Source organism: Edaphocola flava, assembly GCF_004118155.1.
Lineage (GTDB): Bacteria > Bacteroidota > Bacteroidia > Chitinophagales > Chitinophagaceae > Edaphocola > Edaphocola flava.
On the sequence record NZ_SAIQ01000005.1, the window covers coordinates 170,468 to 194,537 of the forward strand.

A 24,070-nucleotide genomic window follows, 5' to 3' on the forward strand; every position below is an offset into this window, starting at 1 on the left:
TAAAGAATGAGGCCGGGTATATTACCCGGCCTCATTCTTTATAATACTCCGCACTTGCAACACTGCTTAATGAACTACATCATACTACAATTAATGTTTAAATAAATAAGCCAGATCACTATGGCTTACTGTCAAATTTGAATACTTTTATTGCGATTCGTTATATCATTCATGACAACAGCATCCGTTTCCCCGCAATCGGGTATCCGCAAGGTTATCTTCATTTTATTAGCCCTGCTATGCCTTACACCTTTTATTTCCGCACCTGTAGCATTATTACTCGGACTAATTGTTGCCAATACAATCGGGCATCCTTACCTGCAGCATAATGGCAAAGCCACCAAAAAATTACTCCAGATCTCCGTGGTCGGACTAGGATTTGGAATGAATCTGCACAGTGCGATTAATGCGGGTAAAGAAGGCATACTCTTTACCATAGCGTCTATTTTGGGTACCTTAGTGCTGGGGTATTTTATCGGTAAACTGCTGAAAATAGAGCGCAAAACATCGCACCTGATTGCTTCCGGTACTGCAATATGCGGAGGCAGCGCCATTGCAGCAGTAGGCCCCGTGATCAATGCCGATTCTAAACAAATGTCGGTTGCATTAGGCATTGTTTTTATCCTCAATTCCATTGCCCTGTTTATATTCCCGGTGATTGGCCATGCTTTACATCTTTCCGAAACACAGTTTGGGATATGGTCAGCAATTGCCATACATGATACCAGTTCCGTTGTGGGTGCTGCCAGCAAATACGGTCCGCATGCACTGGAAGTCGCCACTACAGTGAAACTGGCCCGTGCATTATGGATCATTCCACTGTCACTGGGTACGGCCATTGTCTTTAAAAACGGTTCCAACAAAATTAAAATTCCATGGTTTATTGGCCTGTTTATCCTGGCTATGATCCTGAATACTTATCTTCCTGTATTGGGTACTATTGCGCCATACGTTGTAAAGATTGCCAAAGCCGGTTTAACGCTGACCTTATTCCTTATTGGTGCGGGTCTGTCTCTGCCTATGATCAGGTCAGTCGGTGTCCGTCCATTTATACAAGGAGTGGTGCTCTGGATCGTTATCTCCCTGGCTGCCCTCTGGGCTGTGATGAGTATCGTATAGCCGTTAAAGGCAAGCCAATGATTTTTGTAACGCCGGATTTATAAGGCCATTTGGAGCGATCTGTATTGTACAGATCGCTTTCTTGTGTTCACTGCGATAGCCATTTGGATTGGTGCTTCGGAAACCTCAGCAACCGAATTTTCAGGGCTCGTTTCTTTCGTATCAGCGTTAATTTCTCTGGCATCAGAACCGTATTCTTCACTTTCAGAGTTGATTTCTTTTGTGTCAGCGTCAATTTCTTTGGCTTCAGAACGGTATTTTTTGCTTTCAGAGTTGATTTCTTTTATGTCAGCCTCAATTTCTCCGGCATCAGAACCGTATTCTTCACTTTCAGAGTTGATTTCTTTTGTGTCAGCGTCAATTTCTCTGGCTTCAGAACGGTATTTTTTGCTTTCAGAATTAATTTCTTTCGTGTCAGCGTCAATTTCTCCGGCTTCAGAACGGTATTTTTCACTTTCAGAAGTGATTTCTTTAGCCTCAGAGATATCTTCTTATGCTATCTGTTTCGGTTCTTTTTCAGAGTGGTGTAATAATTCTGTCAAAAAAAATAGAGAATTGTAAAACCATTGTCATATTTACCTCGTATGTATCATAAATAGCTTTTCATCAGCTTGCTTATTCACCCTCTAAAACGAAGTATTATGACCATCAAAAAAGGAATCAAATACACTGCAATAAGCGTATTCAGCCTGGGCTTTCTGCTGTTTGCCACGCTGATCGTACATATTGCGGTTATGGTTAAAGGCAAGAAACCTTTGGCCTCTGAGCATACCCAACTGGCACGTATCGACTTCCCTCAAAATACTGATCCTTCTGTAATGACTAAAGTGGAGCAATCCATAAAATCATTAGACGGAGTCCAATCTACTTACTACAATCCGGCTACACAAATTCTGGTTTACGCCTATAATAATAAAGTGCAGAATGCTGAAAATATCTATCAGTCCCAGATCGTCGCGAGGAATATTAATGCCTTAAAATACACCGTTTCTGCAGCTGATGCGGCAAAGGGCTGTCCGGCTATGAATAATAATTCTTTTTACGGACGATTAACGAGAACAATTTCGGCTATTGTGAACTAATTACATTTTTTCTAAACAGTTTCCTCATCTTTTAAAACAAATCGACATGAACAAAAAGCTAAACAAAACCATCTTCATTTTTTTAGCCGTATTCGGAATCGGACTGTGGACTATTTCCGGCAGCTCCTGTAAGAAAGACACGACTCCTGACCCTACACCGTTAGCGACAACTGCCCTTTATGATACTTTAGGATGGTTTATTCAAGGTGCAACCGGGCCGGTTGCGGGTAATGGCACCAAGATGATTGATGACCCGGATAATCCCGGCCAGAAAATACAGGCTGGTCGCCTGGCAATCAGAACAGTTGTGGGTAAATCACTCATGGTAATAGCCGGAGATACTGCACTGGCAGAGTACTTCCCGACTTTACTGGCAGAAGTAGGTGCTGGTAATATGACCGGTTATAATAACCTGTTACAAAGCTTTACTGATTTTGTACAACAGGCGGTAAGCACGCAGACCGGTGTGTACAAAGGCAAAAGCATGAGAGATGCACATAATTTTGCCACATACAGTCGCTTTGGTAGCGCTTCTGCCATGAAATCTACATCAGCAGACTTCGATATATTTGTCGGAGATGTAGCCTCAGCTGCTGCTTCCCTGAATGTGCCCAATAGTGTTATAGGTCAGTTAGGTACGTTGCTGTATTCTGTAAAAGCAGATATTGTCAACTAATATCATTTATCCAATACCTTAACTGAAAATAAAAAAATCAGTCACAATTTTTGAATTAAGACTGCAAACACATAAGAAGTATTATGAAGCAAATCTGGGTCGGACAATTGTCCGACCCAGATTTTTGTATACGCCTTTATGCCTTAGAGATTTCCTATATACTGCTCTTTGGGATACTTTACAGAGTAGGTAAAGCGCACCTTTCTTGTTTCTCCCGGTTTGATATTTAGTTTCCAGGTCAGTATACCTGTTTCTTTATTGATGGCAGCATTATCAGAAGAAAGTAGTTCAATCTCCATATTGTTATCTGTGCTGATCGGATATTGATCCTTTAACATGAGGTCTATAGCCTCTTTTTTGCTGTTTTTAATGGTCAGTTCGTAAGTGAAGCTTTGCTTCTTGTTGCTGCCTAAAACTTTACTGGCCGACAGATCAGTTACTTTCTCTCTTTTAATCGTGATGCGTTTGTCACGGCCCATGCTCAGGTTCAGCGTATCCTGTGTGTTATACGGATTCAGGAATGTTTTGCCCACATAAGTATTCTCAAAAACGATATTCGCTTCACCAGGAATCAGGTTTAATTTTTCATAACCATTAACCTCCGCCAGCAGGAATGCATCCGGATCCAGTTTCGGTACAGCATAATATTTATAGCTGGCCGGGATGTTCAGTTCTTTCAGAGAAACACTGTGTGGTTTATTGTTCGAGGCAATAGAGTAGGGTATATCTATATCAAATGTGGCATCCAGCTCTTTCTCTTCAACTTCTGTATGGTCGCTTACACCCTTGTTCGCTTTGGTCGTGATGAGTATAACGCCATTGGCTGCACGGGCACCATATACTGCTTTAGAAGTAGCGTCTTTTAGTACAACAATGTCGGCAATATCTTGCGGGTCAATAGTATTTAAGGCACCGGAATATGGAGCCCCGTCAAGTACGATAAGTGGAGGAGCGCTGGCACTCAAGCTACCCTGCCCGCGAATCATAATATCAGCATTAGCACCCGGTTGCCCGCCTCCCGAAGTAACCAGTACACCAGGTGCGGCACCGTCCAGCATTTCAGCAACACTCGTCACCGGCCTTTTCGATAACTGATCGGCAGATATATTGGTCATGCTGGCATTACTCTGATACTTATAAGACTGTATGGTATTGGCTGCAACCTCATTGTGTACCGGCTGATATGCTTGTCCATAGCGGAGCAGCCATGCCGTAAGAATAGGAGCGTTACTACCCACAGTAGGGTTACCGGTAGATAAGATCAGTTTGACTTTCTTCCAGTCCAGACCTGTCTGTTGCGCGACATTTGCCTTGTACACAATGCGCAATGGATCGCTTACTTTATCCGCTTTCAGATCGTAAGCTGCTGTCCAGCCTGCATTGCGGCTGATGTAACTGATGTTGATATTGCCACTCAGGACCGGAGCCGTAGACATGACCTGCAGTACCAGCTGCCCGCCGGTATTGCTTTCCTGTCCATTCATATTGCCCAGCTGTGTCCTGTACTCTTGTACCAGCGTTACCTGTTCGGCCTCCTGCCCTTTGAGTACCGATATCTGGTCATTCAGTTCAATCTGTTTATTCAGATAAAAATCGGTCAGCTTGCTGAGCTCTGCAACATTTACATTGCTCTGATCTCCTTTGGCTACTTCGTTCTTTGCCAGTAAGGATAAGGTTCTCTCAATAGCCTGACGTTTATTAATTGTTTTCTGCAATGCTGCTTCTGCCGTTCTTAATAAAGCTTCTTTTTGCTTGTATTCCGGACTATTCAGGTCTTTTTGCTGCTCTGGTTTATAGTTACGGGTAACCATTACCGACATGATGGTAATATTGGACGGGGCATTGATCTGGATACTGCTTTCGTCAATATTGGAGGCCACATTATTAATGATCAGTTCCGTATTGCCCTGAGGCAGATTTACCTTCGCTGAATGCTTCAGTTCCGCGCCTACTTTATATACCGTTACACTGTTCAGTACAGCGTCTGCGTTTTGGATGTCCTGTGCCTGTATGGTATAGCTGCAGCTGATCAGCATGCCACAGATTAGTGATAATTTCCTGCTCATAAGTATTCTTCTAAGTATTAATGAATGATTCCGCCGGAACGGGTTGTTGATACAAAGTAAGGATGCAGCAGAAAGGCAAAAGGTTGGAAAGGGTGAAAAAAAAGCAGCTACTTTGTGAGTAGCTGCTTTGAATTGGTGAATGAAATATGCAATTAGTGAATTGATGGTTCTACTTTCACAACATATGAACAAAAAAATGGGCGACTATTCAGTCGCCCATTTTGGTAATCTTATTGAATGATTATTTTACTTCTTCGAAGTCTGCATCCGCTACATCATCAGCACCACCTGCATTTGCATTCTGGCCTTGTTGTTGCGCGCCGTCTGCCTGGCCCTGAGCGTAGATATCTTCGCTCGCAGCGTTCCATGCAGCATTCAGTTTTTCGCTTGCAGTATCGATCGCAGCCATGTCTTCTGCTTTGTGTGCTTCTTTCAGTTCTGCAACTGCAGTTTCAATTGCTGATTTTTTATCTGCAGGGATTTTATCAGCATGTTCTTTCAGTTGTTTCTCTGTATTGAAGATCAGACCGTCAGCCATGTTCAGTTTTTCAACTTTTTCACGTACTTGTTTGTCTGCCTCTTCATTAGCTTTAGCATCGTTTTTCATTCTTTCGATTTCGTCTTTGCTTAAGCCGGAACCTGCTTCGATACGGATGTTTTGTTGTTTACCGGTACCTTTATCTTTAGCGGTTACGTTCAGGATACCATTGGCATCGATATCGAAAATTACTTCGATCTGAGGTACACCTCTTGGAGCAGGCGGGATGTCATTCAGTACGAATTTACCCAGAGATTTATTTTGGTTCGCCATTGGGCGCTCACCTTGTACTACATTGATTTCCACGCTAGGCTGGCTATCGCTTGCAGTAGAGAAGGTTTCAGATTTCTTGGTAGGGATGGTTGTGTTAGACTCAATCAGTTTCGTCATTACACCACCATAGGTTTCAATACCCAGAGACAGCGGTGTTACATCCAGTAACAATACGTCTTTTACATCTCCGGTCAGTACACCACCCTGGATTGCAGCACCAACAGCTACTACCTCATCAGGGTTTACACCTTTGTTTGGTTTTTTACCGAAGAAGCTTTCAACCACTTCCTGGATTTTAGGAATACGGGTAGAACCACCAACCAGGATAATTTCATCGATTTCGCTGGTGTTCATACCTGCATCTTTCAATGCTTTGCGGCAAGGCTCCAGAGTACGCTCGATCAGGCTGTCTGCCAGTTGCTCAAATTTAGCACGGCTCAGTTTGCGCACCAAGTGTTGTGGCACACCATCAACAGCAGTGATATAAGGCAGGTTGATTTCTGTTTCCTGAGAAGAAGACAGTTCGATTTTTGCTTTTTCAGCAGCCTCTTTCAGACGTTGCCATGCCATAGGATCTTTGTGCAGATCGATAGTAGGCATATCTTTTCTGAATTCTTCAGCTAACCAGTCCATGATAACTTTATCGAAGTCATCACCACCCAGGTGGGTATCACCGTTGGTAGATTTTACTTCAAATACACCGTCGCCCAGCTCCAGGATAGATACGTCAAATGTACCACCACCTAAGTCAAATACAACGATTTTGCTGTCGGCATGTTTTTTATCCATACCATAAGCCAGTGCCGCAGCAGTAGGCTCATTGATAATTCTTTTTACGGTCAGACCAGCGATCTCGCCTGCCTCTTTAGTTGCCTGGCGTTGCGCATCGTTAAAGTAAGCCGGTACAGTAATTACGGCTTCAGATACTTCCTGACCCAGGAAGTCTTCAGCTGTTTTCTTCATTTTCTGAAGAATCATAGCAGAGATCTCCTGAGGAGTGTACATTCTGCCTTCGATATCTACACGAGGAGTGTTATTATCTCCTTTTACGATCTGGTATGCATTGTGCGACATTTCACCGGTTACCTCGTCATAACGTCTACCCATATAACGTTTGATAGACATAATGGTGTTGGTAGGGTTGGTGATCGCCTGACGTTTTGCAGGATCTCCTACTTTACGTTCTCCGTTTTTCAAAAACGCCACTACCGATGGCGTAGTGCGACGACCTTCGTCGTTTGCAATTACAACCGGCTCATTACCTTCCATTACGGCCACGCAAGAGTTGGTTGTTCCTAAGTCAATTCCGATGATTTTTCCCATAATATTATCTATAAATTATTTTAGTTATGTTTATTTGAACAGTATTTACGCTTCAATTTCTTTGCCAAAGCCGAAAATGTGCAAAATTGTCAGTTCGGTATGACAGGTTGGGATTAACGATTTTTAACCTTGGGCTTTTTAGCAGTCCTGGCTGCTGATACACTGACAATTAGGACAGTAATGGGGATGAAATTGTGCCCCGAATGCAAATTCCCCCTATTGGGGTGATGGAATTAAAAAAATTGATAATTATCTTTGCTCCACATAAAATTAAATAATTCATATAGATTCCTTATGAAACGTATCATTTTAAGCATGTCTTTACTGGCTTCGGCAAGTATCGGGGCATTCGCACAAGAAAGAAAAATAAACTTTACAGAGTATGATTTGCCCAATGGACTGCATGTGATCTTACATGAAGACCACTCTACACCAATTGTAAACGTATCCGTAATGTACCACGTAGGTTCTAAAAATGAAGATCCGAAACGTACCGGTTTCGCGCACTTCTTTGAGCACCTGATGTTTGAAGGTACCGACAATATCGGCCGTGGTGAGTACTTTAAAATGATCCAGGCCAATGGTGGTGTGCTGAACGCAAACACTTCTCAGGACCGTACTTATTATTTCCAGACCATGCCTTCTAACCAGGAAGAGCTGGCCCTGTGGATGGAAGCTGAGCGTATGCTGCATGCCAAAATCGACAGTACTGGTATTGAAACACAACGTAAAGTTGTAAAAGAAGAGAAAAAACAAAGCTACGATAACCGTCCTTACGGTCACCTGATGGAGGTTGTATTCCAGAATGCATATACTAAGCACCCATACAACTGGATGCCGATCGGTTCTGCACAATACATCGACGAAGCGAAGTACAGCGAGTTCATGGATTTCTACAAAACATTCTATGTTCCTAACAATGCAGTACTGGTAATCGCTGGAGACATCAAACCAGAGCAAACTAAGAAATGGGTTGAGAAATATTACGGTTCTATCCCTAAAGGTACCAAAGCGATCCCTCGCCCTACCGAAACGGAGCCAGCAATGGCTAAGGCTAAAGAAGTATTCTATTACGATAACGTTCCTTTCCCTGCGATTATTTTAGCATACCACATCCCTAAAATCGGATCTGATGATGTTTATGCACTGGAAATGTTGAACAAATTATTATCTAATGGTGCAAGCTCCCGTTTCCAGAAAGAACTGGTAGATAAGAAACAAATGGCAGTTGGTGTTGGTGCATTCAACTTCCCTCTGGAAGATCCAGGTCTGTCAATGGTATTCGGTATCGCAGCACCTAATGTAAAATACCAGGACTTACAAACTGCTATGGATGCTGAGATCGAAAAAGTAAAAACACAGCCGATCCCTGCTACAGAATTCAAAAAACTGCAAAATCAGGTAGAAAGCGAGTTCGTTGGTTCTAACTCTAAAATCGCAGGTATCGCAGAGAACCTGGCGACTAACTATACTTACTTCCGTAACACCAACCTGGTAAACACAGAGCTGGTTAAATATCAGAAAGTAACTGCTGCCGACCTGACCAGAGTGGCTAATAAATATTTGAATAAAGATAACAGACTGGTAGTATACTACCTGCCTAAATCAATGGAGAAGAAATAATCGCTCCGCAATCAGTACATCAATATTCAATTTAATCAACAGTAAAAGTCAGCCATGCATAATGGCACAAACATATTCAAGATGAAAAAGATAACGCTTTCTATAGCTGCATTAGCCCTCGTTTCTGCAACATTTGCACAAACACTGGACAGAAGTGTACGTCCAAAACCTGGTCCGGCTCCTGAAATTAAACTGGGAGACGCACAATCCTTTACTTTACCGAACGGATTAAAAGTATTCGTAGTAGAGAATCATAAGGTACCTACCGTATCTTACTCTATCATGCTGGATATCGATCCTATCGAAGATCCGAACAAAGCGGGTCTGAGCGATTTCATCGGTTCCCTGATTACTGCCGGTACAAAAACTATGACGAAAGAGCAGTTTGACGAAACTACCGATATGATCGGTGCCAATTTATCTGCAAGCAGTGGTGGTATCTATGGTGGTTCTTTGAAAAAACACCAGGACGTTTTATTAAAACTGATGAGCGATGCCCTGATGAACGCTAACTTCCAGCAATCTGAACTGGATAAATTGAGAAAGCAGGCACTGGCTGGTCTGGAGCAATCTAAAACAGAGCCGGATGAAATGCTAGACAATGTTAGTAAAGTACTGAACTTCGGTAAAGCGCACCCATACGGTATCATCGCTTCTGAAAAAACAGTGGGTAACGTAAACCTGGAAGATTGTAAACAATATTACAGCACTTATTTCCGTCCTAACGTTGCATACATGGCAGTAGTTGGTGATATTACCCTGGCAGAAGCTAAAGATGCGGTAACCAAATATTTTGCTTCATGGCAGAAAGGCGAAGTGCCAAAAACAACTTACCCTAAAGTAACTGTTCCTAATAAAACTACCGTTGACTTCGTACCGCGTGACAACTCTGTACAAAGTGTAATCGGTGTTACTTACCCTATCGATCTGAAACCAGGTACTCCTGATGTGATCAAAGTAAGAATGCTGAACGAAATCCTGGGTGGTAGCGGTACAGGCCGTCTGTTCCTGAACCTGCGTGAAAAACATGGCTGGACTTACGGTTCATACTCTTCTTTCAAAAACGACAAAGAAGTAGGTGAATTCCAGGCATATGCCAAAGCAAGAAACGTAGTTACGGATTCTTCTGTAAACGAAATTCTGGCGGAAATGAAACGCATCCGTGATGAAAAAGTAGATCCTACTACATTACAGGAAATGAAAAACTATGTTACCGGTACATTCGCTATCGGCCTGGAAAGCCCTCAGACTATTGCGCAATATGCGATCAATATTGAGCGTTATAACATGCCTAAAGATTACTACAAAAACTACCTGAAAAACGTAGCAGCAGTTTCTGTAGATGATATCCAGAATACCGCTAAAAAATATGTACAACCTGGTGCAGCACATATTACCGTTGTAGGTGATAAAGCTGAAGCAGAAAAACTGAAACGTTTTGCTTCTGATGGCGTTATCCACTATTACGATAACTATGGTAACAGCATCGAAGCACCGGTAACCAAAGCCGTAGCTTCTGATATTACTCCGGAAGCGGTTGTAGCTAAGTATGTAGATGCCATCGGTGGTAAAGCAGTAGTTGAAAAACTGACTTCTCTGTACTCTGAAGCATCTGCAGAAATGCAGGGTCAGGCGATCAAGATCACTCAGAAAATCGTAAGCCCGGATAAATACTATATGTCTGTAATGGTTCCAGGTATGGGCGAAGTTCAGAAAATGACCGTAAGCGGCAATACCGGTAAAATCTCCGGAATGGGCCAAAGCCAGGATATGCCGGCTGATATGCTGTCTGCCTACAAAGAGCAGGCTGACTTACAGGCTGATCTGCACCCAGAGAAATATGGTATTACCATGAAACTGAAAGGTGTTGAGAAAGTAGATGGTAAAGATTGTTACGTGGTTGAAAAAACCAACAAGGAAGGTAACGTATCTGTATCTTACTACGATCAGGCAACTAACCTGTTGATTAAAGAAGTAAAAACCGATAAAGAAGGTAACGGTCAGACCGTAATCTTAGGTGATTACAAAGCTGTAACCAATGGTAATGGCTATAAAGCTCCGCACAGCATTAAGATCCAGTCTCCGCAAGGACCACAGGAACTGACTGTGCAGAAAATGGAAGCAAACAAAAAAATCAGCGACAGCGATTTTAAATAATCAACTGCATCCGCAGAATATATAAAAAGGCAGGAACTCGTTTCCTGCCTTTTTGTTTGTAAGTTTGCCGCTAAACTGAGCCTGTTTTATCATTGCTCGGTATACCATAAATACGCTTATATAATTATGTTTGCCACTATAGTTAAAGAATTAAAACTGCTGTTGCGGGACCCTGTAGGATTATTGCTGTTGATTTTCATGCCGGCTATACTCATTATCGTGATGGCCGTAACGCAGGATAGTACCTTTAAAGATATGCGGGATGTGAAGTTTGAGGTATTTGTCATCAACAAAGATCAGGGCAAGGTAGGAAAAGAGATTGTAGCTGCAATAGAAGCCAGCAGTATGTTCGAGACCAAAATATATACCGATGAGCATAGCCTGCGTAATGATATTAATTCCGGTAAAGCAAAGATCGGTCTGATTATACCGGAAGAGGCCAGCAGCTCGCTGGTGAATACTGCAAATAAAGTAGTAAATGCCGTTGGTGCAAAATCGGGGCTTCCGGCTTCCTATGCCCAGAATAAAGCCCTTGATTCCACAGAGATTGAGGTACTGTTTGACCCAACCTTAAAACCTTCCTTCAAGAATTCATTCAAATTTGCACTGATGCAGTATGCCACACAGTCAAAAATGAATACCCTGATGAGCCGCCTGGGCTCAATGAATGGGACTGAGATGAGTATCGATTCCGCATTGACACAAGAACTATACAGCGCCCTGCCGCTGAAAGAACACCTGGAAGATAAACATGCCACTTTTACCCTGAACTCTGTACAGCATAATGTGCCCTCCTGGGCTATTTTCGGCATGTTCCTGATCGTAGTACCTATTGCCGGCAATATGATCCGTGAGCGGGAAGAGGGAAGTATGACCCGTTTAAAGCTGATTCCCGGTGCGCCGGTCAAAGCCAATATCGGTATGATCCTTTTCTATACCCTGTTCTGTTTTCTGCAATTTTATGTGATGATGCTGATCGGCACTATGCTCATACCCCTGTTTGGCTTGCCTAAATTATATATGGGTTCACACCCCTGGGCTACTGTGCCTTTAGTATTAGCCACTGCATTCTGTGCGACTACATATGGTTATCTTGTAGGCAATGTGTTTAAAACAGCCAACCAGGCCATGCCTGTTGGTGCCATATTTACCGTTATCCTGGCATCTCTCGGAGGTATATGGGTACCGCTGGAGATCCTGCCGCCGGTAATGACTACTGTAGCTAAATTCACCCCCATGTACTGGGCCTTTAATGGTGTAAGCAATATCTTCCTGAGAGGGCAGGGTATGCATGATGTATGGCTGCCTATTGTGATTATGCTATTCTCTGGTTGTGTCATGACCCTGATCAGCAGCTTTATCTCCCGTCGACGCATCGTTAACTGATTTTATGTAACTTTATAAGATGAAGATCAGGTTGTTATTCTGCATTTGTCTTGTATTCATCTCTGCTGTAGCCACAGCCCAGTTTACGGCTGTGCGTATTGGGGTAGACGGACTTACCTGCTCGCAGTGCAGCCGCAGTGTAGAAATGCGTTTGCGTAAGCTTGATTTTATCAAAGAGGTGCAGATGGATCTGGCCAATACCCGCGCTGTTTTAAAATTAAAACCCAATGCGCCTATTGCGTTTAGCCAGGTGGCTAAGGCGGTAACAGACGCCGGATTTTCCGTACGATTTATAGATGCAGATTTTAAGCCCGGTGCCGGTGAGCAATTGCGGGCCTCATGCTTTACATATAAGAATGCCTGTTATGAACTGGCAAAAGGAGACTTGTCTGCATCCGTTCCGGTCTGGAAAATGCGTTTTGTAGATAAAGGAATGATAGATCCGGTGAGTTATAAAAAATACCATAACCTTCCAGTCACAGCAGATTGCCATTGCAAAACTGCATACCGTTTTGTGCTGGCAGATTAAAGGCAATATTATATATACAAATGAATAAAAAACAGCTCTTGAGTATTGGATTGATGCTGAGTCTGGCACAGACGGGCCGGGCACAGGAGCTCTTCCCCAATACCGAGCCGGCCAGCAATATTCCTAAAGGTACCCTTGGCATTCGCCTCATGTCAGAGTTTTATAAAGAAAGTAATCAGCTGAGAAACTTTAACGGACTCCGGTTGATGTACGGCCTTACACCGAAGCTCTCCGTATACCTTACCGCTGCCAGTTCCAACCACCACAAAGAAAAGTTACCCGAAGAATTTCCCTATCATAATACACCCGAGCGAGGTGTATACAAGCCCTATAAATTTAATGGATTCAGTCTGTATGCCAAATACCGTTTCCTGACCCGGGACAGGACCAATGAGCATTTGCGTATGGCCGCTTATGCAGAAGCCTCTGCAGTCAATACTGCGCATGATGAAGGAGAACCCCGACTGATGGATGATACCAAAGGAGTGGGTTTCGGGCTCATCTCCACTTACCTGAAAAATAAATTTGCCGTATCGCTTACTGCCGGAGTGATCTTGCCTGGGAAGTTTTCCGGAGTACAGGTCGATCCTATAGCAGGACTGCCCGATATTCCTACTACGGTAAAATATCCGACAACAATTAATTATAGCCTGTCCTTCGGCTATCTGGTATATCCGCGTACCTATCGCAGCTATAAGCAGCCCAATATAAACCTGTACTGTGAATTTATGGGAAAGTATTACGGTGATGTGCGTGTATGGCTGACGCCTTACAATGCGCCGGAGTACGAAATACGTACATCCTATTTTCCGAAAGCCTTACAGGCAGGGTTTTATGTAGATATAGTGCCTGGTGTGCAGCTTATCTTAAATTCCAACACCCGTATCGATTTTTCTACACAATTGCAATTTGTTAAATTGTCATATGCCCGTTTATACCCCCAGTTTAACATCGGTTTGCAGCATTATTTGTACTGGAAATAAGCAATTTACAAAGTGCCATTGTCATGAAATAAGCGCTGTCATACGCTCAAATGCAGGCCAATATAGGTTTTTATTTTTTTATTTCCCTTTGTATTTTTAAAAATAGGGTGGTATCTTTGCAACTAAATTTTTGACAGAAAAATTACATTTCACATTTCTCACTTTTTAGAATGAAAAACTTTTTAACATCTTCGATTGGTAAAAAACTGGTAATGGGTCTCACTGGTCTGTTCTTGATCGTCTTCCTGGTAGTCCACTGTTACGCCAATGCTCAGATCTTCTTAGAATGGCTGGATTACGGCAGAGGCTACAAAGCTTATGGTGAAATTGCCCACTTCCTTGGTTCCAATCCAATTATCCGTATCGCAGAGGTAGGCTTGTTTGCCTTCATTATCCTGCACATTGTACAAGGGTTAATGCTTACTGCACAGAACAAGGCCAAGCGACCGATAGGCTACAACGTAGCTCCTGGTAACAGCAGCAGTAAATGGTATACCCGTTCAATGGGCTTACTGGGTACACTGATCCTGATGTTTTTAGTATTACACCTGGCACACTTCTGGGCACCTAACCGTTACCAGCAGTTGACACAAGGTCATGAAAAAGACCTGTACCTGATCATGGAAGAAACATTCCAGCAATGGTGGGTTGTTATTATATATGTAGCAGGATGTATCTCCCTGGCATGGCACTTAGTGCATGGCTTCTGGAGTGCATTCCAGACTTTAGGTTTAAGTACACCTAAATACAAAGGTTTAATTAACTGTATCGGTGTAGGCTTCGCAATCATCGTTCCGGCTATTTTTGCCCTGATGCCGATTTCTTACAAATTAGGATGGTTGCCACCTGCAGCAGAGGTTGCTCAGTTTGTAAAAACAATGGCACACTAATTTTTAAAGCCTAGCCTTTATTATCAATTTAAACAGCAAAAAAGACTTCATTAGATATGTTAAATTCAAAAATACCTGCCGGCGAACTTTCGCAAAAATGGTCTTCTTATAAAAATAGTTGTAAAATCGTCAACCCAGCCAATAAACGTAGCTTAGAAGTTATCGTTATCGGTACTGGTCTGGCAGGAGCTTCTGCTGCTGCATCGTTAGGCGAATTAGGATATAAAGTAAAAGCATTCTGCTTCCAGGATTCTCCGCGTCGTGCGCACTCTATCGCTGCACAGGGTGGTATCAATGCTGCCAAAAACTATCAGAATGATGGTGACAGCGTTTACCGCTTGTTCTACGATACCATCAAAGGTGGCGACTATCGTGCACGTGAGTCCAATGTACACCGTCTGGCTGAGGTAAGTGCTAACATCATTGATCAATGTGTGGCTCAGGGTGTACCATTTGCCCGTGAATACGGTGGTATGCTGAGCAACCGTTCTTTCGGTGGTACTCAGGTACAACGTACATTCTACGCTGCAGGTCAGACCGGACAGCAACTGCTGATTGGTGCATACCAGGCCCTGGAGCGCCAGGTAGCCTTAGGTAATGTAACCATGTATAACCGCCATGAAATGCTGGACATCGTTATGGTCGATGGTAAAGCACGTGGTATCATTGCCCGTAATATGATTACCGGTAAACTGGAAAGACACTTCGGACATGCTGTTCTGCTGTGTTCCGGTGGTTACGGTAACGTATTCTACTTATCTACAAATGCGATGGGCAGTAACGTAACGGCAACCTGGAAGGCTCACCTGAAAGGTGCATACTTTGCTAACCCTTGTTATACACAAATTCACCCGACCTGTATTCCGGTTTCAGGAGATCACCAGTCTAAACTGACGCTGATGTCTGAATCTTTACGTAACGATGGTCGTATCTGGGTGCCTAAAAAACAAAACGATACCCGTAAGGCCAGCGAGATTCCTGAAGAGGAAAGAGATTACTACCTGGAAAGAAGATATCCTGCCTTCGGTAACCTGGTACCTCGTGACGTAGCCTCCCGTGCTGCAAAAGAGCGTTGCGATGCCGGTTATGGTGTAGGTACTTCCAAGCAAGCAGTATACCTGGATTTCGCAGCAGCGGTAATCCGTTACGGTACTATTGAGTGCGGTAAAGTAGGTAACCATAATCCGACTCCGGAAGAGGTACGTACTCATGGGCTGGCTGTAGTAAAAGAAAAATACGGTAACCTGTTCGATATGTATGCGAAGATTACCGGTGAAGATCCATATGAAGTGCCAATGCGTATATACCCTGCGGTACACTATACAATGGGTGGTCTGTGGGTAGATTATGAACTGATGACAAGTGTGCCTGGTCTGTATTGTCTGGGTGAGGCTAACTTCTCTGACCACGGTGCAAACCGCCTGGGCGCATCAGCATTGATGCAGGGTCTGGCAGATGGTTACTTCGTAATCCCTTACACTCTGGGTAACTACCTGGCAGATGATATCCGTACAAAAGCCATTCCAACTGATCATCCTGAATTTGTAAAAGCAGAGAAAGAGGTTGCTGACCGTATCAATAAACTGATGAGCATTAAAGGTACACAATCTGTAGAGAGCCTGCACAAACGTCTGGGTAAGATCATGTGGGATAAATGTGGTATGGGCCGTACTAAAGAAGGTCTGACAGAAGCAATCGCAGAGATACAGGCACTGAAAAAAGAGTTCTGGAGCGATGTGAAAATCCCTGGTACTGTTGAAGGTATGAACACTGAGCTGGATAAAGCTAACCGTGTTGCAGACTTCATCGAATTAGGCGAGCTGATGTGTAAAGATGCCCTGAACCGTGCTGAATCTTGTGGTGGTCACTTCCGTGAAGAGTCTCAGACTGAAGACGGTGAAGCAAAACGTGATGATGAAAACTTCATGTATGTTGCTGCATGGCAGTACAACGGAGACAGTGATTGGATCTTACATAAGGAAGATCTGAATTATGAAGTAGTTCACCCGTCTCAACGTTCTTATAAATAATATTATTCAACAAACATATTTCATTAAGTGCGTTGCGACCGCTTAATGTACCTATAAAAGTTTAAACAGATGGAACATTATAATATGAATTTGACGCTGAAAGTATGGCGTCAGCAAAATGCTCAGGTTCAAGGTAGCTTCGAAACCTATCAGGTGAAAGATATCTCTTCTGAAATGTCTTTCCTGGAGATGTTCGACGTATTGAACGAGCAATTGATTCATGAAGGAAAAGAGCCGATCACATTCGATCACGACTGTCGTGAGGGTATTTGTGGCGCTTGTTCTATGCACATCAACGGTAAAGCCCACGGTCCGTGGAGCGGTACCACAACCTGCCAGTTGCACATGCGTGCATTTAAAGATGGCGATACAATCGTTGTAGAACCTTGGAGAGCAGGTGCTTTCCCGGTGATCAAAGATCTGATGGTCGATCGTACAGCGTTTGACCGTATCATCCAGGCTGGTGGTTATATCTCTGTAAATACCGGTAATGCACAGGATGCGAACAACCTGCCTATTGCTAAAGATAAAGCAGATGAGTCCTTCGCAGCAGCAACCTGTATCGGTTGTGGTGCTTGTGTAGCCTCTTGTAAAAACTCTTCAGCTATGCTGTTCCTGTCTGCAAAAGTAGCTCACCTGGCCTTATTGCCACAAGGTGAAGCAGAGCGCAAGACACGTGTAGTGAACATGGTTGATCAGATGGATAAAGAAGGTTTCGGTTCTTGTACCAACACCGGTGCTTGTGAAGCTGAATGTCCTAAAGAGATCTCTATCATGAACATCCGTCGTCTGAACTCAGAGTACATTAAAGCTGGTCTGAGCGGAAGCGTAGCTAAATAATATATTTCATAAGTGTTTAAAAAGGGAAGTCTGGTTCAGGCTTCCCTTTTTAGATATTTATGATTGAGTACCTTACTTTTAGTAAGTAGTCTGAGGTTCAATTAATGTAAAAAGCGAACAGATCATCTCTGTTCGCTTTTGATTGCAATATATTATTTCCTCTTTAATCCTCAATCCACTCGGCATAAGATGTCTTGGTCTCATACAGGCGCATAGAGCGGATCACAATGCCTTCTGGTAGTATAGCCTTTAATTGCTTACGGGTATATAATAAGATATTTTCTGCACTTGGCTCATGTTCCCACACAATCAGGTTCTCATGTGCAGCAATCTCCGGATGTGCCTCCAGGTAATTTTTAGAGAGCACCAGTTTATGATCAAAGTATTCTACAATCTCTTTTTTTACGATATTCTTGATATCCTTAAAATCAATCAGGAAACCAGGAGGGGCAATATAATCAGCTGTTTTTTGAGTAGCCGCTACGGTCACATGCAATTCATAAGAATGCCCGTGAATATTGCGGCAAGGCCCTTCATAACCAAATACCGCGTGGGCGGTTTCAAAAGGGAAAATCTTGGTCAGTTGTAACATATTATGTTATATAAGAAATATTTATAGCCTGCAAAGTTCCGATATTTTTTTAATTAAGCAGAATATTTTAGATTTGAGTATCAAGCAGCAGCTTTATGGAAACTAAAATGCACGAAGATATCGCACAATTTATGGCGCAACAGACCTGCGCCAATGTCTGTTGTATCGATGAGCAGCAGATGCCCTATTGCTTTACCTGCTTCTTTGTCTATGATGCTGCAAAGCATTGCCTCTATTTCAAATCCTCCTCAGATACACACCACGCACAGCTATTACAGAAAAATGGCGTTTGTGCCGGCACTATATTACCCGATCAGCTGAATACCTTAATGATACAAGGTATACAGTTTGAAGGGACCGTACAGAAAAATACCCTTTTCGATGTACTGCCTGCTATGCAATATCATACAGCATATCCCATAGCTATGGCTGTACCCGGCGATATGTGGACCATCACACTTTTAAAAATTAAGTTTACCGATAATGCAAAAGGCTTTGGTAATAAGCAGCATTGGGAGCGTGAAAAGGGAGTATAAAGTTTTACTATATTGACTAATGTATTATCAATCGTATGAGATTATAATTGCTAAAGGAGAATGATTACTTTTGAATAATAGTTATCATTTGAGCCATGAAGCAGATTATATCCGAACGATTGAAAGAAAAAGGGCTTAAGGTGACCCCTCAGCGTATGGCCATATTTGAAGCAGTACTGGAGTTAAAAACCCATCCTACTGCTGAGCAGATTATTGCCTATATCAAAGAAAATCATCCCGGCATTTCTGTAGCAACAGTATATAAAGTACTGGATACACTGGCCGAGCACAATCTGTTGAAAAAAGTAAAAACAGAAAAAGACATCATGCGTTATGACGCGGTTGTCGATCACCATCATCATCTGTATTGCACAGAAACCGATAAGATTGCAGATTATCATGATGAACAGATTACGCAACTGATCGAAGCATATTTTAAAGAGCATCCGATCAAATCCTTTTCTATAAAAGACATCAAACTGCAGATTACAGGGCAGTTTAAAAAATAAACTAAAATAATACCGTAACCCCAAAAAAGACAAAAATGGAAACTAATGCAAACAATGGGGGCAAATGCCCGTTTACCAGAGCTACAGCAGGCTCAAGACAACACGGGGCTGCTGGAAGTGGCACCCGCAACAGAGACTGGTGGCCCAATCAGCTGAAAGTAAATATGCTGCGCCAGAACTCTTCATTATCTAATCCTATGGAGGCTGATTTCGATTATGCAGCAGCATTCAACAGCCTGGACTTTCAGGCCCTGAAACAAGATCTGCATCAGCTGATGACGGACTCACAGGACTGGTGGCCTGCCGATTTCGGACACTATGGACCTTTATTCATTCGTATGGCCTGGCATAGTGCCGGTACCTATCGTACCGGAGATGGCCGCGGCGGAGCCGGAGCGGGACAACAACGCTTTGCACCATTGAACAGCTGGCCGGATAATGTAAGCCTGGATAAAGCAAGAAGACTGTTATGGCCCATCAAACAAAAATATGGCCGTAAAATCTCCTGGGCCGATTTAATGATCCTGGCCGGTAATGTAGCATTAGAATCTATGGGCTTTAAAACTTTCGGATTTGCCGGAGGTCGTGAAGATGTCTGGGAGCCTTCCGAAGATGTATACTGGGGTTCAGAGCACACATGGTTAGGCGGTGATCTTCGTTATGCGCACGGATCGGACGGAGTACCTAAAGATCATGGTGTAGTGTCTGCAGATGATAAGGCAGATGGAGATATCCACTCCCGCAACCTGGAGAAGCCACTGGCAGCGGTACAGATGGGATTGATCTATGTAAATCCAGAAGGACCGGATGGTAATCCTGATCCGATTGCAGCTGCAAAAGATATCCGTGATACATTTGGTCGTATGGCAATGGATGATGAAGAGACTGTAGCCCTGATCGCAGGCGGACACAGTTTTGGTAAAACCCATGGTGCAGCTTCATCAGATCACGTAGGTAAAGAACCGGAAGCAGCAGGGATTGAAGAACAGGGCATGGGCTGGCACAATAGTTTCGGTACGGGTAAAGGTGCAGATGCCATTACCAGCGGACTGGAAGTAACCTGGACCAATACGCCTACACAATGGAGCAATAACTTCTTTGAGAACCTGTTCGGCTATGAATGGGAATTAACCAAAAGCCCTGCAGGTGCCCATCAGTGGGTAGCGAAGGATGCTGAAGATACCATTCCACATGCATTTGAAGCCGGTAAGAAAATAAAACCAACCATGCTCACAACGGATCTTTCCCTGAGATTGGATCCTGCATATGAAAAAATTTCCCGTAAGTTCCTGAACGATCCGGATGCGTTTGCAGATGCATTTGCCCGTGCATGGTTCAAACTGACGCATCGTGATATGGGACCGCGTGCCCGATACCTGGGACCGGAAGTGCCACAGGAAATTCTGATCTGGCAAGACCCTATTCCTGAAGTAGATCATGAACTGATCAATGAGCAGGATGTGGCAACCCTGAAAAATAAGATCCTGGGCTCAGGCTTAACAGTAGGCCAGCTGGTGAATACAGCATGGGCTTCAGCATCCACTTTCCGGGGTTCTGATAAGCGTGGCGGGGCAAACGGAGCACGCATTCGCCTGGCACCACAGCGCTATTGGGCAGCCAATAACCCTGCACAGTTATCCAAAGTACTGGATATCCTCGAGGGTATTCAAAAAGAATTTAACGGCACCCAAAGTGGTAAAAAAGTATCACTGGCCGATCTGATCGTACTGGCAGGAACAGCCGCTGTAGAAAAAGCAGCCAAAGACGGCGGGTACAATATTACCATGCCGTTTACCCCGGGCCGTATGGATGCATCTGCCGAGCAGACCGATATCGATTCTTTCGCTTTCCTGGAGCCGATTGCCGACGGATTCCGTAACTACCAGAAAACTAAATTTAAAGCCGTTTCTACCGAAGAATTGCTGATCGATAAAGCGCAACTGCTTACCCTGACCGCTCCGGAAATGACTGCACTGGTTGGAGGTATGCGTGTACTGAATGCTAACTTTGACCACAATCAAAAAGGAGTACTCACCAAGCGTCCGGAAATATTGAGCAATGATTTCTTTGTAAATCTGCTGGATATGAATACAGTCTGGAAAGCTACAGATGAGACCCAGTATGAGTTTGAAGGTCGTGATCGTAATACCGGCGACTTAAAATGGACGGGTACACGTGCAGATCTGGTATTCGGTTCTAACTCAGAACTGCGTGCCCTGGCAGAAGTATACGCCAGCGCCGATGCACAGGACAAATTTGTAAAAGACTTTGTTGCCGCATGGACCAAAGTCATGAACCTGGATCGCTTTTAAATAAAGCAAAATATCAATTAATACAGAAGCCCCGGCAATTTGCCGGGGCTTCTGTATTATAGAAGATTGTAAAATTATTCCGCATATTCTGCACCTACCTGTTGTCTCCACATCGCATAGTACAGTCCTTTCAGGTCCAGTAAGTCATTGTGGTTACCCTGTTCAATAACTTTACCTTTCTCCAGTACAAAGATGCGATCGGCATGCATTACGGTAGACAAACGGTGTGCAATCAGTATCGTGATCTGGTTACGCTCCTTGCTGATCTCCTCCATCGTTTCAGAAATCTCACTTTCCGTGATAGAGTCCAGCGCACTGGTTGCCTCATCAAAGATCAGCAGTCGTGGCTGGCGCAGCAGAGAACGGGCAATAGATAAACGCTGACGCTCACCACCCGATAATTTCAGACCACCCTCACCGATAATGGTATCCAGACCTTTATCGCTGCGGGCCAAAATGCTTTTACCTGATGCCTGGTGTACGGCGTCCAGTACAGCCTCATCTGTCGCTTCGGGCATTACGAACTTCAGGTTCTCCCGTATAGTACCGGAGAAGAGCTGCGTATCCTGCGTTACAATACCCAATTGTTTGCGTATGCTATTTAAGGATACTGTTCTTTCATCAATATTATTATACAGAATGCTTCCTGCACTAGGCTTATACAGTCCCAGTAAGAGTTTTACCAGGGTAGTCTTACCACTGCCAGAGGGCCCTACAAAAGCAATGGTCTCACCCTTGATTGCACTAAACGAAACTTTGTCCAGTGCCGGACGAGTGCTGCTTTTATGCTGGAAGCTTACTTTGTCAAATGCCAGCGTATTGATATCATCAACATTCACCGCATTCACCGGTTCTTGCTCCACCTCTTTCTGCATCAGGTTTTGCAGGTTCTGCAGAGAAGCGTCAGCCTCACGGTAGCTAAGGATAATGTTGCCCAGTTCCTGTAATGGTCCGAAGATAAAGAAGGAGTAGAACTGCATCATCATCAGATCACCCAGTTGTATCCTGTCATGGAATAAGAAATAGAACAGGGCAAACATGATACACTGTTGCAGGAAGTTTACAAACGTTCCCTGAACAAAGCTGATAGAGCGGATGCTCTTCACTTTTTTCAGTTCCAGGTCCAGAATCTTATTGGTATTATTATTCAGACGACTAATCTCCTGGTCGGTAAGGCCGAGGCTCTTCACCAGCTCAATATTACGCAGCGATTCCGTAGTACTACCGGCAAGAGATGTTGTTTCTTTTACAATATTCTTTTGAATCAGCTTAATGCGTTTACTTAAAAAGCTTGTGAGTAAGGATAATACTACTGCACCCACCAGGTAGATCAGCGGCAACATAGGACTGAGGCGATAAGCTACAATCGTAACGAACACGATACCTACCAGTGTGGCGAAAAGGATATTGATAAAATTGGTAATAAACTTCTCACAATCGGCACGGGCCTTGATCAGAACAGAGAGCGTCTCCCCGCTGCGCTGATCTTCAAACTCCTGGAAAGGCAGCTGCAGAGAGTGTTTCAGCCCATCGGTATATAATCTTGCACCAAATTTCTGGATGATCACATTCACGGCATAATCCTGGAAGGCTTTAGCAATGCGTGATATCATAGCAGAACCGATGATTAATCCCAGACCCAGCAGTATACCGTTAAAGTACGCCTGCTCTGCCCCTGCACGGAAAGCCTCAACTTTAGACGCATAAGGATTGATCAGGTAATTACCCAGGATATAGGGGGTCATTAAAGAAAATACCTGGTTGATGGCCGCCAGTAGCAGCGCCAGGATGATAAGCAGCTTGTATCTGCTCAGGTATTGGTATAACAGTTTCATACAGTAAAATAAAAATTAGTCATGACATTCCATCATCAGCAAGTCCCCTGTTTCATAAGACACTTTTACGAAGCCGTCCTGCAGCACATGGTTAGAGCTGCCGGTACGGTATCCCGCGGTAAGGGTCTCATTTTGCAAGGTATATTGCAGATTCTGGGAGGTGATACCGGTTACGGTACCGATCGGTATGAGCGAAATAATCGTGTTGGCTGCATACCATTTTTCAAAAGAATAGGGTAAGGTATAGATCTTGGAGTAGTCGTCGTAGAGTACAATCTTCAACTGATCCCTGAAGCGCACAATATTACAGATATTGGTAATCGTATGGTCTGCCCTGCGGCCTGTAGCCCATACGACATTAGCGGCTTTAAAGTCACGGCCCACCAGGTAGCGGAAAGCCTTTTCCAGGTCTGTAGATTCCTGGCAGTGATCATGAATGATCTCCAGCGGGTATTGTTTCTCCTGGTAATAATGCGCATCAAAGCTGCGGTCAAAATCCCCGATCAGTACATCAATCTTAATCCCCAGCTCCATCACACGCGTTACAGCGCTGTCCAGTACTACTACCAGCGGCGACCATTCCAGCAACTCATTAAGCAGGTCCATGCTACAAGCCTCGCCATTGGCGATGATGAGTGCAGGTTCCTGATTGTCACGGATAATGTGGTGTGAAGACATGGATATGATTAAGCTTGCAAAAGTAACTTTTTTCACGCGAATGCTCAGTTAAATTGATGTGATATTGCTATAAAGCAGATTTATCATCAGATA

General features: G+C 43.7%; 20 protein-coding genes. 15 read left to right on the forward strand and 5 right to left on the reverse strand.

Annotation, left to right across the window (positions count from 1 at the left end; translation table 11 throughout):
- Window positions 1-171: 171 nt before the first annotated feature.
- The 4 genes from EMP01_RS14535 (at window position 172) to EMP01_RS14550 (ending at window position 2,877) form a co-directional block, all read left to right on the forward strand.
- On the forward strand, window positions 172-1,119 hold the full coding sequence (locus EMP01_RS14535; RefSeq protein WP_129022284.1) for a YeiH family protein: 948 nt from the start codon (window positions 172-174) through the stop codon (window positions 1,117-1,119).
- 84 nt (window positions 1,120-1,203) lie between these two features.
- On the forward strand, window positions 1,204-1,680 hold the full coding sequence (locus tag EMP01_RS14540; RefSeq protein ID WP_129022285.1) for a hypothetical protein: 477 nt from the start codon (window positions 1,204-1,206) through the stop codon (window positions 1,678-1,680).
- Window positions 1,681-1,760: 80 nt separating this feature from the next.
- Window positions 1,761-2,201 carry a hypothetical protein gene (locus tag EMP01_RS14545; RefSeq protein WP_129022286.1) on the forward strand — a complete coding sequence of 147 codons (441 nt, stop codon included), beginning with the start codon at window positions 1,761-1,763 and terminating at the stop codon, window positions 2,199-2,201.
- A gap of 46 nt (window positions 2,202-2,247) precedes the next feature.
- Window positions 2,248-2,877: a globin family protein gene (locus EMP01_RS14550; protein WP_129022287.1), complete on the forward strand. Its 630-nt coding sequence runs from the start codon at window positions 2,248-2,250 to the stop codon at window positions 2,875-2,877.
- 143 nt (window positions 2,878-3,020) lie between these two features.
- Here EMP01_RS14550 and EMP01_RS14555 read toward each other — a convergent pair whose 3' ends face one another.
- Both EMP01_RS14555 and dnaK read right to left on the reverse strand, forming a co-directional pair.
- Window positions 3,021-4,943 carry a DUF4139 domain-containing protein gene (locus EMP01_RS14555; RefSeq protein ID WP_129022288.1) on the reverse strand — a complete coding sequence of 641 codons (1,923 nt, stop codon included), beginning with the start codon at window positions 4,941-4,943 and terminating at the stop codon, window positions 3,021-3,023.
- A 241-nt stretch (window positions 4,944-5,184) separates the two neighbouring features.
- Entirely contained in the window at window positions 5,185-7,077 is a 1,893-nt protein-coding gene (gene dnaK / locus EMP01_RS14560; RefSeq protein WP_129022289.1) for a molecular chaperone DnaK, read from the reverse strand.
- A 294-nt stretch (window positions 7,078-7,371) separates the two neighbouring features.
- Between dnaK and EMP01_RS14565 the strand changes: the two genes are divergently transcribed.
- The 8 genes from EMP01_RS14565 to EMP01_RS14600 all read left to right on the forward strand — a co-directional run bounded on the left by EMP01_RS14565 (window position 7,372) and on the right by EMP01_RS14600 (window position 17,515).
- Window positions 7,372-8,700 (forward strand): M16 family metallopeptidase, encoded by a 1,329-nt coding sequence (locus tag EMP01_RS14565; protein ID WP_129022290.1) that lies wholly within the window; start codon window positions 7,372-7,374, stop codon window positions 8,698-8,700.
- An 81-nt stretch (window positions 8,701-8,781) separates the two neighbouring features.
- Window positions 8,782-10,857, forward strand: a complete 2,076-nt coding sequence (locus EMP01_RS14570; protein WP_161971345.1) for an insulinase family protein — start codon at window positions 8,782-8,784, stop codon at window positions 10,855-10,857.
- A gap of 126 nt (window positions 10,858-10,983) precedes the next feature.
- Window positions 10,984-12,243 (forward strand): ABC transporter permease, encoded by a 1,260-nt coding sequence (locus EMP01_RS14575; protein ID WP_129022292.1) that lies wholly within the window; start codon window positions 10,984-10,986, stop codon window positions 12,241-12,243.
- A gap of 19 nt (window positions 12,244-12,262) precedes the next feature.
- Window positions 12,263-12,772, forward strand: coding sequence for a heavy-metal-associated domain-containing protein (locus EMP01_RS14580; protein ID WP_129022293.1), 510 nt, complete (start codon window positions 12,263-12,265; stop codon window positions 12,770-12,772).
- Window positions 12,773-12,792: 20 nt separating this feature from the next.
- Window positions 12,793-13,755 carry a hypothetical protein gene (locus EMP01_RS14585; protein WP_129022294.1) on the forward strand — a complete coding sequence of 321 codons (963 nt, stop codon included), beginning with the start codon at window positions 12,793-12,795 and terminating at the stop codon, window positions 13,753-13,755.
- Window positions 13,756-13,925: 170 nt separating this feature from the next.
- Window positions 13,926-14,645: a succinate dehydrogenase cytochrome b subunit gene (locus EMP01_RS14590; protein WP_129022295.1), complete on the forward strand. Its 720-nt coding sequence runs from the start codon at window positions 13,926-13,928 to the stop codon at window positions 14,643-14,645.
- Between the two features lie 56 nt (window positions 14,646-14,701).
- Window positions 14,702-16,675 carry a fumarate reductase/succinate dehydrogenase flavoprotein subunit gene (locus EMP01_RS14595; RefSeq protein ID WP_129022296.1) on the forward strand — a complete coding sequence of 658 codons (1,974 nt, stop codon included), beginning with the start codon at window positions 14,702-14,704 and terminating at the stop codon, window positions 16,673-16,675.
- 69 nt (window positions 16,676-16,744) lie between these two features.
- Window positions 16,745-17,515, forward strand: a complete 771-nt coding sequence (locus tag EMP01_RS14600; protein ID WP_129022297.1) for a succinate dehydrogenase/fumarate reductase iron-sulfur subunit — start codon at window positions 16,745-16,747, stop codon at window positions 17,513-17,515.
- A gap of 163 nt (window positions 17,516-17,678) precedes the next feature.
- Here the strand turns inward: EMP01_RS14600 and EMP01_RS14605 are convergent, their stop codons facing one another.
- On the reverse strand, window positions 17,679-18,107 hold the full coding sequence (locus EMP01_RS14605; RefSeq protein WP_129022298.1) for a 6-pyruvoyl trahydropterin synthase family protein: 429 nt from the start codon (window positions 18,105-18,107) through the stop codon (window positions 17,679-17,681).
- Between the two features lie 95 nt (window positions 18,108-18,202).
- Here EMP01_RS14605 and EMP01_RS14610 point away from each other — a divergent pair, with 95 nt between their 5' ends.
- The 3 genes from EMP01_RS14610 (at window position 18,203) to katG (ending at window position 21,464) form a co-directional block, all read left to right on the forward strand.
- Entirely contained in the window at window positions 18,203-18,643 is a 441-nt protein-coding gene (locus EMP01_RS14610; RefSeq protein WP_129022299.1) for a PNPOx family protein, read from the forward strand.
- A gap of 95 nt (window positions 18,644-18,738) precedes the next feature.
- A complete protein-coding gene (locus EMP01_RS14615; protein ID WP_129022300.1) occupies window positions 18,739-19,152 on the forward strand; it encodes a Fur family transcriptional regulator in 414 nt (137 codons plus the stop codon).
- 35 nt (window positions 19,153-19,187) lie between these two features.
- Window positions 19,188-21,464, forward strand: coding sequence for a catalase/peroxidase HPI (gene katG, locus EMP01_RS14620; RefSeq protein WP_129022301.1), 2,277 nt, complete (start codon window positions 19,188-19,190; stop codon window positions 21,462-21,464).
- Window positions 21,465-21,538: 74 nt separating this feature from the next.
- Here katG and EMP01_RS14625 read toward each other — a convergent pair whose 3' ends face one another.
- Together EMP01_RS14625 and EMP01_RS14630 are read right to left on the reverse strand one after the other, a co-directional pair.
- Complete coding sequence (locus EMP01_RS14625) at window positions 21,539-23,299, reverse strand: ABC transporter ATP-binding protein (RefSeq protein ID WP_129022302.1); 1,761 nt, start codon at window positions 23,297-23,299, stop codon at window positions 21,539-21,541.
- Window positions 23,300-23,314: 15 nt separating this feature from the next.
- Complete coding sequence (locus EMP01_RS14630; protein ID WP_129022303.1) at window positions 23,315-23,977, reverse strand: thiamine diphosphokinase; 663 nt, start codon at window positions 23,975-23,977, stop codon at window positions 23,315-23,317.
- Between the last annotated feature and the right edge of the window lie 93 nt (window positions 23,978-24,070).

Coding starts and splice junctions, on each gene's coding strand:
- EMP01_RS14535 (WP_129022284.1), top strand. CDS start 172: ATGACAACAGCATCCGTTTCCCCGCAATCGGGTATCCGCAAGGTTATC.
- EMP01_RS14545 (WP_129022286.1), top strand. CDS start 1,761: ATGACCATCAAAAAAGGAATCAAATACACTGCAATAAGCGTATTCAGC.
- EMP01_RS14550 (WP_129022287.1), top strand. CDS start 2,248: ATGAACAAAAAGCTAAACAAAACCATCTTCATTTTTTTAGCCGTATTC.
- EMP01_RS14555 (WP_129022288.1), bottom strand. CDS start 4,943: ATGAGCAGGAAATTATCACTAATCTGTGGCATGCTGATCAGCTGCAGC.
- dnaK (WP_129022289.1), bottom strand. CDS start 7,077: ATGGGAAAAATCATCGGAATTGACTTAGGAACAACCAACTCTTGCGTG.
- EMP01_RS14565 (WP_129022290.1), top strand. CDS start 7,372: ATGAAACGTATCATTTTAAGCATGTCTTTACTGGCTTCGGCAAGTATC.
- EMP01_RS14570 (WP_161971345.1), top strand. CDS start 8,782: ATGAAAAAGATAACGCTTTCTATAGCTGCATTAGCCCTCGTTTCTGCA.
- EMP01_RS14575 (WP_129022292.1), top strand. CDS start 10,984: ATGTTTGCCACTATAGTTAAAGAATTAAAACTGCTGTTGCGGGACCCT.
- EMP01_RS14580 (WP_129022293.1), top strand. CDS start 12,263: ATGAAGATCAGGTTGTTATTCTGCATTTGTCTTGTATTCATCTCTGCT.
- EMP01_RS14585 (WP_129022294.1), top strand. CDS start 12,793: ATGAATAAAAAACAGCTCTTGAGTATTGGATTGATGCTGAGTCTGGCA.
- EMP01_RS14590 (WP_129022295.1), top strand. CDS start 13,926: ATGAAAAACTTTTTAACATCTTCGATTGGTAAAAAACTGGTAATGGGT.
- EMP01_RS14595 (WP_129022296.1), top strand. CDS start 14,702: ATGTTAAATTCAAAAATACCTGCCGGCGAACTTTCGCAAAAATGGTCT.
- EMP01_RS14600 (WP_129022297.1), top strand. CDS start 16,745: ATGGAACATTATAATATGAATTTGACGCTGAAAGTATGGCGTCAGCAA.
- EMP01_RS14605 (WP_129022298.1), bottom strand. CDS start 18,107: ATGTTACAACTGACCAAGATTTTCCCTTTTGAAACCGCCCACGCGGTA.
- EMP01_RS14610 (WP_129022299.1), top strand. CDS start 18,203: ATGGAAACTAAAATGCACGAAGATATCGCACAATTTATGGCGCAACAG.
- EMP01_RS14615 (WP_129022300.1), top strand. CDS start 18,739: ATGAAGCAGATTATATCCGAACGATTGAAAGAAAAAGGGCTTAAGGTG.
- katG (WP_129022301.1), top strand. CDS start 19,188: ATGGAAACTAATGCAAACAATGGGGGCAAATGCCCGTTTACCAGAGCT.
- EMP01_RS14625 (WP_129022302.1), bottom strand. CDS start 23,299: ATGAAACTGTTATACCAATACCTGAGCAGATACAAGCTGCTTATCATC.
- EMP01_RS14630 (WP_129022303.1), bottom strand. CDS start 23,977: ATGTCTTCACACCACATTATCCGTGACAATCAGGAACCTGCACTCATC.